The sequence below is a fragment of the Pseudomonas arcuscaelestis genome, from assembly GCF_016881005.1.
Lineage (GTDB): Bacteria > Pseudomonadota > Gammaproteobacteria > Pseudomonadales > Pseudomonadaceae > Aquipseudomonas > Aquipseudomonas arcuscaelestis.
Map to the genome: position 1 here is coordinate 105159 of NZ_JACOPV010000015.1, position 14899 is coordinate 120057.

A 14899-nucleotide genomic window follows, 5' to 3' on the forward strand; every position below is an offset into this window, starting at 1 on the left:
TTCTGCAAAGGGATGGCCCGAACATACATGCAATCTGCATGAAGGCCAAAGCCCAGTTCATGCAGAACGCTTGGGTTCTGATAGTTCAATTAATCATAAGTCTTTGATAAGCATAGATTTATTTTTGGTATCAAGACTGGCACGAACACTGCTCTATCTCTATGCATCTTCCCTCATGCAAAGGAGCAGTGTCATGACCGATACCCATAAAGATGTTATCTCGGTGCTCAACGAACTGATCGAGTACAGCAAAGATGGTGAGAAAGGCTTCAAAACCTCTGCTGAGGATGTGAAGAATCCTGAGCTTAAAACTTACTTCCTGCAGCGCGCAGGGGAATGCGCTAGTGCCGCTTCGGAGTTGCAGCATCAGGTGCGCGCCTTGGGCGGCGATCCGGAAACCTCTACCAGCGTGAGTGGTGACCTGCACCGTACCTGGGTAAATATCAAGTCGGCGCTAACCGGCAAGGACGAAGAAGCAGTGCTCAACGAAGTCGAGCGCGGCGAGGACCATGCCCTTAAAGCCTACAAGGATGCGCTGGAAAAACTCGGCAAGTTGCACATGGTGCCTGGCAATGAAGTCTATGCGATGGTCGAGCGCCAATATCACGGTGTGCAGCGTAACCATGATCAGGTGAAGGTGCTGCGCGACCGAGCTCGGGCGCAGTCTTAATCTGCGGTTTCAACGCGATTGCGACCGTTGCGTTTAGCACAATAAAGCGCATCGTCCGCACTGCCCAGCAAGGTCGCCAGATCTTGCTGGGCGCCTGGCGTGTAGCAGCCAATACCGATGCTCACCGTAACCGGTTGGGTGTCTTCGGCAAACATCGGCAATGCCTCGACGCTGCGGCGTATGCGCTCTGCGAGTACCTGCGCGCCTTGGCGCTCGGTTTCCGGTAACACCACCAGAAATTCCTCACCACCGTAGCGGGCTGCCAGATCCGCCGGACGGCGAATGCTGCGGGCAATCGCATCGGCAACCTTGCGCAGGGCTTCATCCCCGCCTTGGTGACCATGACGTTCGTTGAATGCCTTAAAGTGGTCCACATCGACCATCAACACCGCCAATGGCCGGTGGTTGCGCTGGGCGCGCGCCCATTCGCGACGCAATACCTGATCGAGCTGACGCCGGTTGGCAAGGCCGGTGAGGCTGTCGGTAGCTGCCAGTTCCGCCAGGTCCTGCTCGGCACTTTGACGTCGACGTAATTCGCGGCCCAACAACAAGGTCAGCCAAAGAATGCCGACGCACAGCACCCCGGTGGCCACACCGACCAGTATCACGGAGCGCCGCCACGACTCGAAAACCTCATTGCCGGAGCGCGCCACCACCACGATCAGTGGCAGGTCGGCCACCCGTGCAAAGGTGTAGAGCCTGGATTGGCCGGTGCGTGCGGAGAAGCTGGTAAAGCTGCCGCTGCCGTCGGCGCGCAGGCGCTGAAAATTCGGGCGGTCGGAGAAGTTGACGCCAACAAGCGTGTCTTCGGCGACTTTTGATTGGCGGGCCAGCAGCACGCCGTCGGTGTTCATCAAGCTGATGCTGCTTTCATTGCCGATGTCCAGGCGCCGGAACAACTCGGTGAAGTACGACAGGCGCAAGGCCCCGGCAGCAATGCCGGCAAACTCCCCGTTGGCGCCGTCAATGCGACGGCTGAAGCTGATGCACCAGTCCGGATTGCCCAGGCGTGCCTTGAACGGTGGGCTGATAATCAGTCCCAGGTCTGCATTCTGACGATGGGCCTGGAACACTTTGCTGTCAGCGAAATTGGCTTGGCGTGGTATCACGCTGGCGGAATCGGCCGTCACATTACCCTGGGCGTCGAGCCAGAGAATGTCGCCCCGTGCCGAGTTGGTAAAGGCCTGGTTGAAGTACAGCTGTTGGCGCATGTCGGCCGACAAGGCGCGCAGCTGCGGCTGCTTCACCGCCCATATCAAGCTGCGCAGCGACAGGTCGTAGAGTTCGACATTGCGCACGATGTCGCTTTCGATCAGTTCGACAATGTTGCTTGCCGAGCGGGCCGCGCTTTGTTCGATGTTGCTGCGCTCACGCATCACCAGGTAGCTGACAATACTCACAATGGCGAGCACCGCCAGGCAACTGCCCAGATTCAGGATCAGCTCCGGATGAGACTTGTACAGAACAGATCGCTTGGATCGAGAGGGCAAAGTCATTGATGCAGCAGCCGAAGACCTTCAAAAGTGTCGCGGCGTGATTACGCGGCGGCAATATTCTAGGGCGCTGAGGATTGTCGGACAAGCGCTTTGCTCGGCAGCCGACGCAAAGAGCTGGCCAGAGCCAGCTCTAGCACGGGCAACGTATCAGAATACGTTCAGCGGGTAGTCGATGATCACCCGGTATTCGTCGACGTCATTGTCGATCTGCGAATAGCCCTGGCTGCCACGATGGCTGGCCCAGCGCAGCAGCACCGAAAGGTCCTTGAGGCTGCCTTGCTGGAAAACGTACTGCAAGTCGACGTCCCGTTCCCAGTGCTGGGCGTTTTTGCCTTCGGGGTTGTACCAGTGTTCGCCATAGCCGACGCTGTTGGGGTCGACCTTGGTCAGGTCCAGCTCACCGCGCGAATAGGAGACTACCGAGGTCAGCCCGGGAATGCCCTGGCCGGCGAAGTCATAGGCATACTTGAGCTTCCACGAGCGCTCGTTGGGGCCGTTGAAGTCCGAGTACATTTGCGAGTTGTCGAGGAACACGCTGTCGCCCTGGTTGATGTAGTCGAACGGGGTGTTGCCATTGACCCGTTGGTACACCGCGGTAAGGCTGTTGTAGCCGATGTTCACGGTGAAGTGCAGGCTGTAGGTGTTGTTGTCGATGGTGCCAAGCAGCGCCTGGCCGGTGTCCTGGGTGTGGTAGAAGTGCAGGCCAGGGTTGAGGCTCAGCAGGTCATTCACTTCATAGGTGTAGTCGAGGTCGAAGTAGTACTGGTTCCAGATATCTTTGAGTTCGGAGGCGTACAGGCTCGACGTCAGATTCGGCACACCGCTCCAGGCCATCCCGGCCCAGTTCAGGTGGCGGCTTTCGCGATCATCCGGCAAGGCGCCGTAGAAGGTGTCGATGCGGCGGTGGCCACTCTGGTTGTACGGCTTGGTGAAACTGGCTTGGCCGGCTTCAAGCATCAGCCCTTCGACGCTGTTGTTGGTCAGGCTTACACCACGGAAGGTTTGCGGCAGCATGCGCGACTCACCACCGGCAATCACCGGGTTGGTCAAGAATAAGTCGCCGGCCTTGAGTTCGGTATCGAATGCCTTGAGTTTGAGCGCTGCCCCAGCGGTCGAAAACGCATCAGGGGCTTTTCCCGGCTCGTTATCGCCCTGGGTATTGATCGGCAGAATGCTGCTGCCGGAGGTGCCGGCGCCGCCGTCGAGTTTCAGGCCGAGCATGGCGTGGGCATCAAGGCCGAAGCCGACCGTGCCCTGGGTGTAGCCCGACTCGAACTTGCCGATAAAACCTTGTCCCCATTCCCGGTTGTCACGCACGCCGCGATTCAGTTGATTGCGGTTCAGGTAGTAATTGCGTGAATGCACGTTAAGGCTGGACCCTTCGACAAAACCTTCGGCTTTTTCCTCATCGGCCTGGGCGTTGAAAGGGATCGTTGCAGCCAGTGCAACGAAGAGGGGTGTGAAGCGTAAAGCAGTGTTCACCGGGTGGACTCCTTGAGGTGACGGTAAGGCAATTTTTTATTGTGCGAATCGTGATCTTGTTATGAACAAACGCACCCGCGGACTGGCACTTTTCGACACGCGAAAAAAAAGCCGCTGATCATTAGCGGCTTTGAAAGACAACCGCACAGGCGCTCAAGTCACCTGTGCGGTTACCAAGGGAGTCAAAGAGACAAACGAGGGGTCTATCAGCTCTCTGCTGCGTCACTCGAAGAAACCTTGGAAGCGGTCTGTTCTGCTGGCTGTGACGACTGGTCACGCTCGGCGGCGAAGGCTTCGCGAGCCTGCTCGTGGACGGCGGCAAGTTGTGCATTGCGAGCGACAAACGCCTGGGATTCCTCGGCCATGGCCAGAGGGGACAATAACAGGGAAGACAGGACGAATACGCTGGCAACACCCATACTGTTGGACATTTTGAAACAGCCTTCTTGCGGTGCAAGTGTTAAGTAGGTCCGACTAAATTAGTCGGAAACACAGGCAAGAAACAGTGACTTTTTCGAGAAGTACTGTTGCGTTAAAAGCAACAGTCAAGGCGTCGAAGAACGACACAGTCGTCCCCGACGCGTTGAATCAAGCTGGCAGCACAATCCCGAAGGTATTGGCGCCGGCCTGGCTGCGTACAAACACGCTACCGCCATGCATCAGGGCAATGGCCTTGACGATGGCCAGGCCCAGGCCATGGTTCCCAGCACCACTGGTCCGTGCAGCATCCACCCGGTAGAAGCGCTCGAACAGCATCGGCAGGTGCTCCTGGTCAATCGCCGGGCCCGGGTTGCTCACGGCGATGCTGATCTGCCCGTCCTGCTGCTCGATGTGCACCTGGATAAGCTGACGGGCGGCGGTGTGCTGCACGGCGTTGTTCAACAGATTGATAAGCGCCCGGCGTAGTTGGGCCTTTTCGATGTGCGCCTGGGCATCGCCACTGACCTCGACCCGCACTTGCGCGTCTTCAAGGATGTAGTCGAGGTAGTCCAGGGTCGCGGCCACTTCTTCGGCCAGCGAGGTACAGGTCAGGGCGGTGGCCTTGCTGCCCTGGTCGGCGCTGGCCAGGAACAGCATGTCGTTGATGATGGTACGCAGGCGTTCAAGCTCTTCCAGGTTGGACTGCAGCACTTCAAAGTAATGCTCGGCGCTGCGTCCACGGGTCAGGGCCACCTGGGTCTGGCCGATCAGGTTGGTCAACGGTGAACGCAGTTCATGGGCAACGTCGGCATTGAACGCTTCAAGGCGGGTATAGGATTGGTCCACCCGCTCCAGGGTGGAGTTGAAGGCGCTGGCAAATTGCGCCACCTCCGGTGGCAGGTCCGACAACTGCAAGCGTCCGCTGAGGCGCGGTGGCGCAAGTTTCTGCGCTTCGGCAGACAGCGTGCGCAGCGGTTTCAGCCCCACCCTCGCGACCCAGTAGCCAAGCACTGAGGCCAGCAGCACGCCGAACACCGACAGGCTGACGATGGCCACCAGTAAGGTGTGCTGGGTCTGCCAGAAGGCTTCGGTATCGATGGCGATTAAAAAGCGCATCGGTGGTCGTGCGCCCATGGCCGGCAGCTCGCTGACCAGCACTTTGTACGGGTAAGGGTTGTTGGCCAGGCGCAGGTCGCGCATGCCCAGCGGCCCGAGGGCGAAGGCGCGGATGTTGTCGTCGGGGTGGCCGTATTCAAACGTGCTGTGGCCGCTCACTACCCAGAAGCGGATCCGCCGGTCTTCCTCACTGAGCAGATTGAGTTTATTGGTGATCTTGGCCCAGTGTTCGGTGGTGTCGTAACGCGTCAGCGACGACTCCAGCACACTCAGGCGCGCCTCCAGCTCCGCCGCTGGCAGCAAGTCCAGGCTGCGGTCGACCTGCTTGTACAGGGCGCTACCAATCAACAGGAACACGCCGAGCGCCACCAGGGTGAACAAGGCACTCAAGCGCAGGGCGATGGAGTTAGTCGGCACGGTTTTCCAGAACATAGCCCATGCCTCGGATGGTGTGCAGCAGTTTGGTTTCAAATGGCCCGTCGAGCTTGGCGCGCAGGCGCTTGATCGCTACTTCGACGACGTTGGCATCACTGTCGAAATTGATGTCCCAGACCAACTCGGCGATGGCTGTCTTGGAGAGAATTTCGCCATGCCGCCGGGCCAGTACGCTGAGCAGGGAAAACTCCTTGGCGGTCAGGTCCAGGCGTTGCCCGGCACGGCTGGCCTTGCGGCTGAGCAAATCGACCCACAGGTCTGCGACCTGAATCTGCACCGGCTCCTGGCTGGTGCTACGACGGGTCAAGGCTTGCAGGCGGGCCACCAGTTCAAGGAACGAAAACGGCTTGCCGAGGTAATCGTCAGCGCCTTCGCGCAGGCCATGAATGCGGTCTTCGACGCGCTCGCGGGCGGTGAGCATGATCACCGGGGTTTGCTTGCGCGCGCGCAGGGCGCGCAGTACCCCGTAGCCGTCCAGGCCGGGCAGCATGACGTCGAGCACGATCACGGCGTAGTCGCCTTCCAGAGCCATGTGCAGGCCATCGATACCCTCGCGGGCCAGGTCCACGGTAAAGCCCTGTTCGCTCAAGCCACGGTGCAGGTAGTCGGCGGTTTTTTCTTCGTCTTCAATAATCAGCACACGCATGATCGGTTCTCAACTGGCATTTGGCTGCGCCATGCTTTGCGGCGCCTTGCGCCGATGGAACAGACGCTCCAGGGCCAAGTATATGATTGGCGTGGTGAACAGTGTCAGCGCCTGGCTGACCAGCAAGCCGCCGACCACGGCAATCCCCAGGGGCTGGCGCAGTTCGGCGCCGGCACCCATGCCGAACATCAAGGGCACGGCACCGAGCAGGGCGGCGAGGGTGGTCATCATGATCGGTCGAAAGCGCGTCAGGCAGGCCTGGTGGATCGCCTCTTCCGGGCTTAGCCCCAAGGTGCGCTGGGCGTCGAGGGCAAAGTCGATGAGCAGGATGCCGTTTTTCTTGACGATACCGATCAACAGCACAATGCCGATCAGGCCCATGATGCTGAAGTCCTGCCCCGACAGCCACAGCAGCGCCAGTGCGCCAAGGCCAGCCGAGGGCAGGGTGGAGATAATCGTCAATGGGTGCACGAAACTCTCGTAGAGCACGCCGAGAATGATGTACACCGCCACCAGCGCCGCGAGGATCAGCCAGGGCTGGCTCGACAGCGAACTCTGGAAGGCCTGGGCCGCGCCCTGGAAGTTGCCGATGATCGAATCGGGCATGCCCAGTTCCCGCTGGGTGCGCTCAAGGATCTGCACGGCATCGCCCAGGGCTACTCCGGGCGCCAGGTTGAATGACAGGTTGGCGGCCGGGAACAGGCCATCGTGGCTGATCGACAATGGCCCGGTGCTCGGCGGCGCGACGTTGGCCAGCACCGACAGCGGCACCATTTCATTGGTCAGTGGCGAGCGCAGGTAGAAATAGTTGAGGCTTTCAGCCTTGCCGCGCTGACGGGCGTCGAGTTCGAGGATGACCTTGTACTGGTTGGTCTCGGTCTGGAATTCGCTGATCTGACGCTGGCCGAAAGCGTCATACAGCGCCTGGTCGATGTCGGTGGTGGTCAGGCCGAAACGGGCTGCGGCGCGCCGGTCGATATCGATGCGGGTAACGCTGGCACCCAGTTGCAAGTCGTTGGACAGGTCACGAAACGCCGGGTTGGCCTTCAGGCGCTCGGTAAGGCGCTGCGTCCATTCGTTCAACGCCGCGCCGTCGTTGCTCTTGAGCACGTACTGATACTGGCTGCGGGTGGGTCCGGAACTCAGGTTGATGTCCTGGCCGGCGCGCAGGTACAGGACCACGCCCGGCACCTTGGCCAGTTTCGGGCGCAAGCGATCGATGAACTCACTGGCCGACACATCGCGGTCGCCTCGGTCCTTGAGGGCGATCCAGAAACGGCCGTTGGCGATGGTCTGGTTGCTGCCGGTTACCCCGACAGCGTGAGAAAACGCGCGTACTGCCGGGTCGGCCTCGATGACCTTGGCCAGCGCCTGGTGCTTTTTGATCATGTCGGGATACGAGATATCGGCTGCGCCCTCGGAGGTGCCGAGAATGAACCCGGTGTCCTGAACCGGGAAAAAGCCCTTGGGGATGGCGACGTAACCGACTACGGCCAGGGCCAGGGTCACGGCGAAAATCGCCATCATCAAGCGTTGGTGCGCCAGGGCCTTGACCAGCACGCGCTCGTACCACGCCAGCAGGCGCTCACCGAACGTAATTCTGTGCTGCTCCTTGTGTTCGGGGCGCTCCATGAACAGGGCGCAGAGGGTCGGCGCCAGGGTCAGCGAGACCACCACCGAAATGAGGATGGTCGAGGTTGCGGTGAGGGCGAACTCCTTGAACAAGCGGCCCACAACGCCGCCCATGAACAGCAACGGAATAAACGCGGCCACCAGGGAAAAACTGATCGAGACCACGGTAAAGCCGATTTCGCCGGAACCCTTGATTGCTGCTTCGCGCTTGCTGTCGCCGGCTTCCAGATGACGGTGGATATTCTCCACCACGACGATGGCGTCATCGACCACGAAGCCCACGGCGATGACAATGGCAACCAAGGTCAAGTTGTTGAGGCTGAAACCGAACAGGTACATCAGGGCAAAGCTTGCGATCAGCGATACGGCGAGCACGCTGGATACAATCAAGGTCGCCGACCATTGACGCAGAAACAGCGCCATCACCCCGATCACCAGCGCCACGGCAATCAGCAAGGTTACTTCCACTTCATGCAGGGACGCGCGAATGGTCTGCGTGCGATCGTTGAGCACCGAGACCTCGACCGCTGCCGGCAGCATCTGTTCAAGCCGTGGCAAGGCCTCCATGATGCCGTCGACGGTCTCGACGATGTTGGCGCCAGGCTGGCGAAACACCACCAGGTTCAGGCCCTGCTGCTCGCCGGACCAGGCCTTGACGTAGGCGTTCTCGGCGCCGTTGATAACCTTGGCGACATCCTTCAGGTGTACCGGGGCGCCATCACGGTAAGAGACGATAAGTTGTGCGTACTCTTCGGGATGAAACAGCTGATCGTTGGTCGCCAGGGTGGAAACGCTGCTGTCGCCATACAGCGCACCTTTGGCCAGGTTCAGGCTGGTCTGCTGGATAGCCAGGCGCAGGTCGGCCAGGGTCAGCCCTAACGCGGCAAGTTTTTCCGGCTGGGCCTGCACGCGAATAGCGGGGCGCAGTTGCCCGGTGATGTTGATCAGGCCGACGCCGTTGATCTGGCTCAGTTGCCGGGCCAAAAGGGTTTCGGCGTAGTCGCTCAGTTCGTTGGCGGGCATTTGCGACGAGCTGACCGTGAGGATCAGCACCGGGCTGTCGGCAGGGTTGACCTTGCGCCAGGTGGGCGGGCTGGGCATGTCCTGGGGCAGACGGGCGGTGGCGGTGTTGATGGCCGCCTGAACTTCCTGGGCGGCGGTGTCGATGCTTTTTTCCAGGCTGAACTGCAGGATCAGGTTGGTCGATCCCAGGGCGCTGCTGGAGGTCATCTGGGTCATGCCGGGGATGGCGCTGAACTGTACTTCCAGGGGCGTGGCCACCGATGAGGCCATGGTTTCCGGGCTGGCGCCGGGCAGTTGGGCGGTGACCTGAATGGTCGGGAAGTCGGCTTCGGGCAATGGCGCAATCGGCAGGCGCGGGAAGGCGATAACGCCGAGCAGTACCAGGGCGAACGTCAGCAGCAGGGTCGCAATCGGGCGGTCGATGCACCAGGCCGAAATCGAGCCGCGGGCTTTCATGGCTGCTCCCGACGTTTAGCCACTTCTTCTGGCGCAGCGGTTTGGTCCGCCACTTCTACGGTGGCCCCGGGCCGTAGCCGCGATTGACCATCGGAGACCAGCTTGTCGCCCTTGCCGACCCCGGCAATGATGTTCAGGGTGCTGTCCTGATACACAACGGTGACCGGCACGCTTTCGACCTTGTCGCCGACCAGTTTGTAGACGTAGTGGCCATCGATACCGCGTTGCACTACCTGCGGCGGCACCACCAATGCGTTCTGCTCCAGCGCGGTCTGCAGCTTCAGGGTGACCAGTTGTCCCGGCCAGAGGCGGGCGTCGGGGTTGGCGAACTCAGCCTTGACCCGAATGGTTCCGCTGTTGGCGGCTACCTGGTTGTCGATCAGGGTCAGGTGGCCCGCGGCAAGCAAGGTGCCGCTGTTGTCACCATCGCCCTCCAGATAAGCCTGAACCACCGCTGCAGGTTGCGCCTTGAGCAGTCCCTGTAAGGTCGGCAGCATGTTTTGTGGCAAGGAAAACTCCACCCCGATCGGGTCGATCTGGGTGACGCTGAACAGCCCCTGGGTATCGGCCACGCGCAAAAAATTGCCTTCATCGACGTTGCGAATACCCACCCTGCCGGTCACCGGCGAAAGAATCTGGGTGTAAGACAACTGCACTTGGGCAGCAGCAATTGCGGCCTGATTGCCGAGCACCGTGGCTTGCAGTTGATTGAACAGCGCCTGCTGCTGATCGAGGGTTTGGCGCGATACGCCGTTGTCGGTGCTGAGCAGCTTGTAGCGCTTGAGGTCGACACCGGCAACCTGCAGTTGTGCCTGGCTTTGGCCCAATTGTGCCTTGGCTTGTTCGAGGGTGGCGCGAATAGCGCGGTCGTCGATGGTGGCCAGCAAGTCACCTTGCTTGACCCATTGGCCTTCCTTGACCAGCAGGCGGGTCAACACGCCTTCGACCTGAGGCCGAATCACCACGCTGTGCAGCGACAGCACCGAGCCGATACCGCTGGCAAAACGTGGCACGTCTTGCTGTTTGACGGCAACGACGCGCACCGGAACAGCAGGGTTGTGAGCGACTTTTTCCTCACCCGAGCGAGCCAACAACCAAAAGCCGATGCCAGCCAGAACCAACAGGCCGACGCAGATCACAACAGAGCGAGGCTGAATACGCATAGGTGAAATTCCAGGGCAATGCCTAATTTATAGCGGCTCGATCAGGTCAGCAGCGTGACCGCTAACTGACAGCGCTGACAGCTGGCTGAAAGCCGGTGATGGCAAATTGCCAAATACGTGAGCTGGATCAAGGAAATCGGCCGGTTTGTCACTAAAGTCGTACGCCCTGCCGATTCTCCCGAAAAACAACGAGTGCCTCCGATGAAGAGCAATATGCCTGTGACCGGTCGCAATGTGGATTATCCCGGTGACGCCAATATCCTTTCTACCACTGAGCTTTCAAGCGTAATCACCTACGCCAATGACGACTTCGTCAAGATCAGCGGATTCAGCCGTGAAGAACTGCTGGGTAGCCCTCACCATGTGGTGCGTCACCCCGATATGCCACCCCAGGCATTCGAACAGATGTGGCAGACCCTCAAGAGCGGTCAGTCATGGATGGGCTTGGTGAAGAATCGCTGTAAAAATGGCGATCACTACTGGGTCAGTGCCTTTGTTTCGCCCATCGCCAGCGAAGGGAAAACAGTGGAGTACCAGTCGATTCGAACCAAGCCAAGCGCTGAACAGGTTGAAGCTGCCGAGCGCTGCTACAGCGATTTGCGCAACGGTCGAAAGGCCTGGTGGCAACGCATACCGGTGCTCGGCCTTGGCTGGCAATTGTGGGCGGGCGTAACCTTGGGGCTGGTACTCGCCTCGGTGCTCAGCCACCTGTTGTTGCCGGTGCTGCCCTGGCAAGGGGCAGTGCAAGTGTTGTTGGCCAGCGGCCTGAGTGCGCTGGTAATCCTGGCGGTGCTCAAGCCTTTCCAGCGTTTGTGTGCCGAGGCCAAGGCGATTGCCGACAATCCGTTGAGCCAGCAGTTGTACACCGGCCGCCGCGACGGCATTGGCCAGATCGATTTTGCCCTGCGCATGCTCAAGGGCCAGCTCGGCGCGGTGGTCGGGCGAATCAGCGATACCTCGCGACGCCTGGCCGGGCACAGTGGTTCATTGGCGCAGTCGCTGCAAAGCAGTCACAGCACCAGCCTGGAGCAGCAGGGCGAAGCCGATCAAATCGCCACCGCGATCAATCAAATGGCGGCCAGCGTGGCCGAGGTCGCCAACAACGCCCAGCAAGCCTCGCAGGCGGCCGATCAGGCCGAAGATGAAACCCGTGCAGGGCATCAGTTGGTCGACCTCAATCGCAGTGCGATTCAGGAATTGGCCAACTCGCTGGACGCCGCTACCGAAGTTATCCACAACCTGCAGAGCCACAGTAGTGAGATTACGGGGGTGGTGGAGGTGATCCGGGGCATTGCCGAGCAAACCAACCTGCTGGCGCTCAACGCTGCCATCGAGGCTGCCCGGGCGGGTGATCAGGGCCGCGGCTTTGCAGTGGTCGCCGATGAGGTACGCGGCCTGGCGCAGCGCACGGCGCAATCGACCCATGAGATTCAGCGCATGATCAGCGTGCTGCAGAACGGCGCGCGCGATGCCGTACAGGTGATGCAGCAAAGCAGCGAGCACGCTGGGCACAGTGTCGATCAGGCCCGGCGCGCCGCCACCGCGTTGGACGGCATCAGCCTGCGGGTCAATCAGATCAGTGAGATGAGCCTGCAGATTGCAGCGGCAGTGGAGCAGCAAAGCCAGGTCAGCGAGAGCATCAACCGCAACATCATCACCATTCGCCAGGCCAGCGAATCAACCGTGCAGGTTGGCCAGCAAAGCCATCTCAGTGCCAGCGATGTGGCGTCGATTGCCGAAGACTTGCGCCGCCTGGCTGCCGAGTTCTGGCGGCGCTGTCATTGATCTCAGTGCTCTTCGAAGGCTACTGCCCGCGCCGCAACGATCAGGCAGTCGGTCAGCTCCGGTGAAGAGAATTTGGTCAGCACTGCGTTGGCCCCGGCGAGTCGGGCTTTTTCGCTGTTCATCGCGCTGTCCAGCGAGGTGTGCAGCAGCACGTACAGGTGCTTGAAGTCTGGGGTTTCGCGCAAGGTGCGGGTGAAGGCGTAGCCGTCCATTTCGGACATCTCGATGTCCGAGACCACCACGTTGATTTCCTGCTCGGTGCCTTGCAGCTCGAGCAGGGTGTTGATCGCATCCTTGGCGCTGCGCGCGGTGTGGCACTCGATACCAAGGCCGCGCAAGGTGTGCACCGATTGCTGCAAGGCCACCAGGCTGTCGTCGACAACCAGAATGTTGGTGGCGGCCAGTACCGCGGCATCATCGGCGCTCAATTCGCTGCCCGCGACCTCGCGGGGGGGCGGGGAAATACCGTGAATGACCTTCTCGATATCCAGTACCTGGACCAGGGTATTGTCGACCCGGGTCACGCCGGTGATGAACGACTTGCTACCCGAACCGTAAGGCGGCGGCTTGATGTCGGTGGTCAGGCAATGAACGATCTTGCTCACCGCCTGCACATGCAGGCCCTGCTTGGAGCGACTGATATCGGTAACGATCAGGCAGCCGCCCTGGGGATCTTCCAGAGGCCGCTCGCCAATCGCCCGGGACAAGTCGATCACCGACAGCGAGTTGCCGCGCAGGGTGGCGACACCTTTGACGTTGGGGTGCGACTCGGGCAGCTTGGTCAGCGCTGGGCAAGGAATGATTTCACTGACCTTGAGCAGGTTGATAGCCATCAGCTTGCCGCTGCGCAGGGTGAACAGCAGCAGCGACAACGAGTCCGCGCGGGCATTTTGCGTGGCCATGGGTACCTTCAGGTCAGGTTGAACGGGGGATATGCCGGGTTATCGACCCGACAGCCCCAGGCTTTAATGGCTTGCGTGAATCAGCGTAGACCCAGGCGCTTGGCCAGGCGACCGAGATTGGCCCGGTCCAGGCCCAGTTCGCGCGCGGCGCTGGCCCAATTGCCCTGATGGCGTTCAAGACACGCCTGAATCAGCTGGCGCTGATAAACGTCGAGGGCCTGGCGCAGGTCACCCACCGGCAAGTCGGCCGTCGCGGTGAGCGGCGCCTGTTCCTGGCTGGGCGGCGCGTCAACGGGCTTGAGGTCCAGGTCGGTGGCATTGAGGGTAAGTATTTTCGGGCGCTGACGGTGCTGGCCCAGGGCCTTGAGCGCCGAGCGTCCGATCAGGTGTTCGAGCTCGCGCACATTTCCTGGCCAGTCATAAGCCAGCAGGGCTGCCTGGGCTTCGGCGCTCAGGCGCAAACTGCCCAGGCCCATGCGCGAACGATTGTGTTCGAGAAAGTAGCCACTGAGCAGCAGTACATCACGCCCGCGTTCGCGCAAAGGCGGGACCTGCAACGGATAAACGCTGAGGCGGTGATAGAAGTCGGCACGATAACGGCCGGCCCGCACTTCATCGGCCAGGTCGCGATTGGTGGCAGCGATCAGGCGCACGTCGACGCGGTGCTCCTGGTCTGAACCCAGGCGCTGCAGCTGCCCGCTCTGCAGCACACGCAGAAGCTTGGCCTGAACCGTCAGCGACAGCTCGCCGACTTCATCGAGAAACAGCGTACCGCCGTTGGCCAGTTCGAACTTGCCACGTCGTTCGCCGACTGCACCGGTGAAGGCACCGCGCACATGACCGAACAGTTCGCTCTCTACCAGAGTGTCGGGCAACGCCGCGCAATTGAGGCTGATCATCGGTTTGTTGGCGCGGCCCGAGGCCTGATGGATAGCCTGCGCCACCAGTTCCTTGCCGACCCCGGTCTCACCGGTAATCAGTACGGTCAGGTCGCTGCTACCGACCAAGTGGATCTCTTCCAGCAGACGCTTGTGCAGCTTGCTCTGGCCGATCAGTTCCTTGTATTGCTGGCCGCTGGCCTGGCGATACACCTCGGCGCGTTCGTGCTCATCCTCGGCGCGCAGCGCCAGGCGTGCGATACGTTCGGCAACATTGACTGTGGCCTCGGCCAGGCTGGCAAAGGCTTGCAGGGCGTCCAGTTCGACTTGCTGGAATTGCTCCGGGTCAAGTGCGTCGAGGGTGATCAGGCCCCAGGGTTGTTCATCGACAAACAGCGGGCAACCCATGCAGTCGTGCACTTCCAGGTGCTGGTGCAGGCCTTCGACCAATCCGTCGTAAGGGTCGGGCAGCTCGCTATCGCTGGCAAAGCGGGTAGGGGCGTTGTTGCTCAGGATGATCTCGAAGCGCGGGTGTTCGTTGACCTTGAAGCGTCGCCCCAGCGTGTCCGTGCTCAAACCATCGACTGCCAATGGCACCAGCCAATCACCATCCAGGCGCAGAAGCGCGGCAGCATCGCACGGCAACAAGCTGCGCATGGCTTCGAGCAGGCGTCGGTAGCGTTCGCGCTCGGGCAAGTCGCGGGACAGATCGCTGACCAGCGGCAGCAAGGCGGTGAGCAGGGATTTTGCGGTCATAAAGACTCCTGTTGGTCCTAATGACTATATATCAGTTGT

The 14899-nt window shown here is 60.6% G+C and carries 11 protein-coding genes and 1 pseudogene; 3 read left to right on the forward strand and 9 right to left on the reverse strand.

From position 1 onward, the window contains the following. The first annotated feature begins 193 nt into the window (after positions 1 to 193). On the forward strand, positions 194 to 670 hold the full coding sequence (locus tag H8F21_RS22400; protein ID WP_203543611.1) for a ferritin-like domain-containing protein: 477 nt from the start codon (positions 194 to 196) through the stop codon (positions 668 to 670). Here the strand turns inward: H8F21_RS22400 and H8F21_RS22405 are convergent. The 7 genes from H8F21_RS22405 to H8F21_RS22435 all read right to left on the reverse strand — a co-directional run bounded on the left by H8F21_RS22405 (position 667) and on the right by H8F21_RS22435 (position 10539). After that, positions 667 to 2160, reverse strand: a complete 1494-nt coding sequence (locus H8F21_RS22405) for a GGDEF domain-containing protein (RefSeq protein WP_203479537.1) — start codon at positions 2158 to 2160, stop codon at positions 667 to 669. The genes H8F21_RS22400 and H8F21_RS22405 overlap by 4 nt on opposite strands. Before the next feature lie 153 nt (positions 2161 to 2313). After that, positions 2314 to 3648 (reverse strand): OprD family porin, encoded by a 1335-nt coding sequence (locus H8F21_RS22410; RefSeq protein ID WP_203543610.1) that lies wholly within the window; start codon positions 3646 to 3648, stop codon positions 2314 to 2316. A gap of 206 nt (positions 3649 to 3854) precedes the next feature. Next, the gene (locus H8F21_RS22415; protein ID WP_136474596.1) at positions 3855 to 4079 is read right to left on the reverse strand and encodes a hypothetical protein; all 225 of its coding nucleotides are present in this window, start codon (positions 4077 to 4079) and stop codon (positions 3855 to 3857) included. 157 nt (positions 4080 to 4236) lie between these two features. Then, a complete protein-coding gene (locus H8F21_RS22420; protein WP_203543609.1) occupies positions 4237 to 5616 on the reverse strand; it encodes a heavy metal sensor histidine kinase in 1380 nt (459 codons plus the stop codon). Beyond that, a complete protein-coding gene (locus H8F21_RS22425) occupies positions 5591 to 6265 on the reverse strand; it encodes a heavy metal response regulator transcription factor (RefSeq protein WP_203479437.1) in 675 nt (224 codons plus the stop codon). The genes H8F21_RS22420 and H8F21_RS22425 overlap by 26 nt, the downstream gene beginning before the upstream one ends. 9 nt (positions 6266 to 6274) lie before the next feature. Then, positions 6275 to 9376 (reverse strand): multidrug efflux RND transporter permease subunit, encoded by a 3102-nt coding sequence (locus tag H8F21_RS22430; RefSeq protein ID WP_203585365.1) that lies wholly within the window; start codon positions 9374 to 9376, stop codon positions 6275 to 6277. Continuing rightward, entirely contained in the window at positions 9373 to 10539 is a 1167-nt protein-coding gene (locus tag H8F21_RS22435) for an efflux RND transporter periplasmic adaptor subunit (protein WP_203479439.1), read from the reverse strand. The genes H8F21_RS22430 and H8F21_RS22435 overlap by 4 nt, the downstream gene beginning before the upstream one ends. 213 nt (positions 10540 to 10752) lie before the next feature. Here H8F21_RS22435 and H8F21_RS30130 point away from each other — a divergent pair. Together H8F21_RS30130 and H8F21_RS22440 are read left to right on the forward strand one after the other, a co-directional pair. Beyond that, a pseudogene (locus tag H8F21_RS30130) lies at positions 10753 to 11022 on the forward strand (PAS domain-containing protein); the annotation flags it as partial. Between the two features lie 213 nt (positions 11023 to 11235). Next, positions 11236 to 12324 (forward strand): methyl-accepting chemotaxis protein, encoded by a 1089-nt coding sequence (locus H8F21_RS22440; protein ID WP_408004484.1) that lies wholly within the window; start codon positions 11236 to 11238, stop codon positions 12322 to 12324. Between the two features lie 2 nt (positions 12325 to 12326). On the opposite strand, the gene H8F21_RS22445 is transcribed toward H8F21_RS22440, so the two are convergent. Next, positions 12327 to 13226 (reverse strand): chemotaxis protein, encoded by a 900-nt coding sequence (locus H8F21_RS22445; protein WP_203479441.1) that lies wholly within the window; start codon positions 13224 to 13226, stop codon positions 12327 to 12329. Positions 13227 to 13306: 80 nt separating this feature from the next. Next, complete coding sequence (gene norR / locus H8F21_RS22450; RefSeq protein WP_203585367.1) at positions 13307 to 14860, reverse strand: nitric oxide reductase transcriptional regulator NorR; 1554 nt, start codon at positions 14858 to 14860, stop codon at positions 13307 to 13309. Positions 14861 to 14899: the final 39 nt, after the last annotated feature.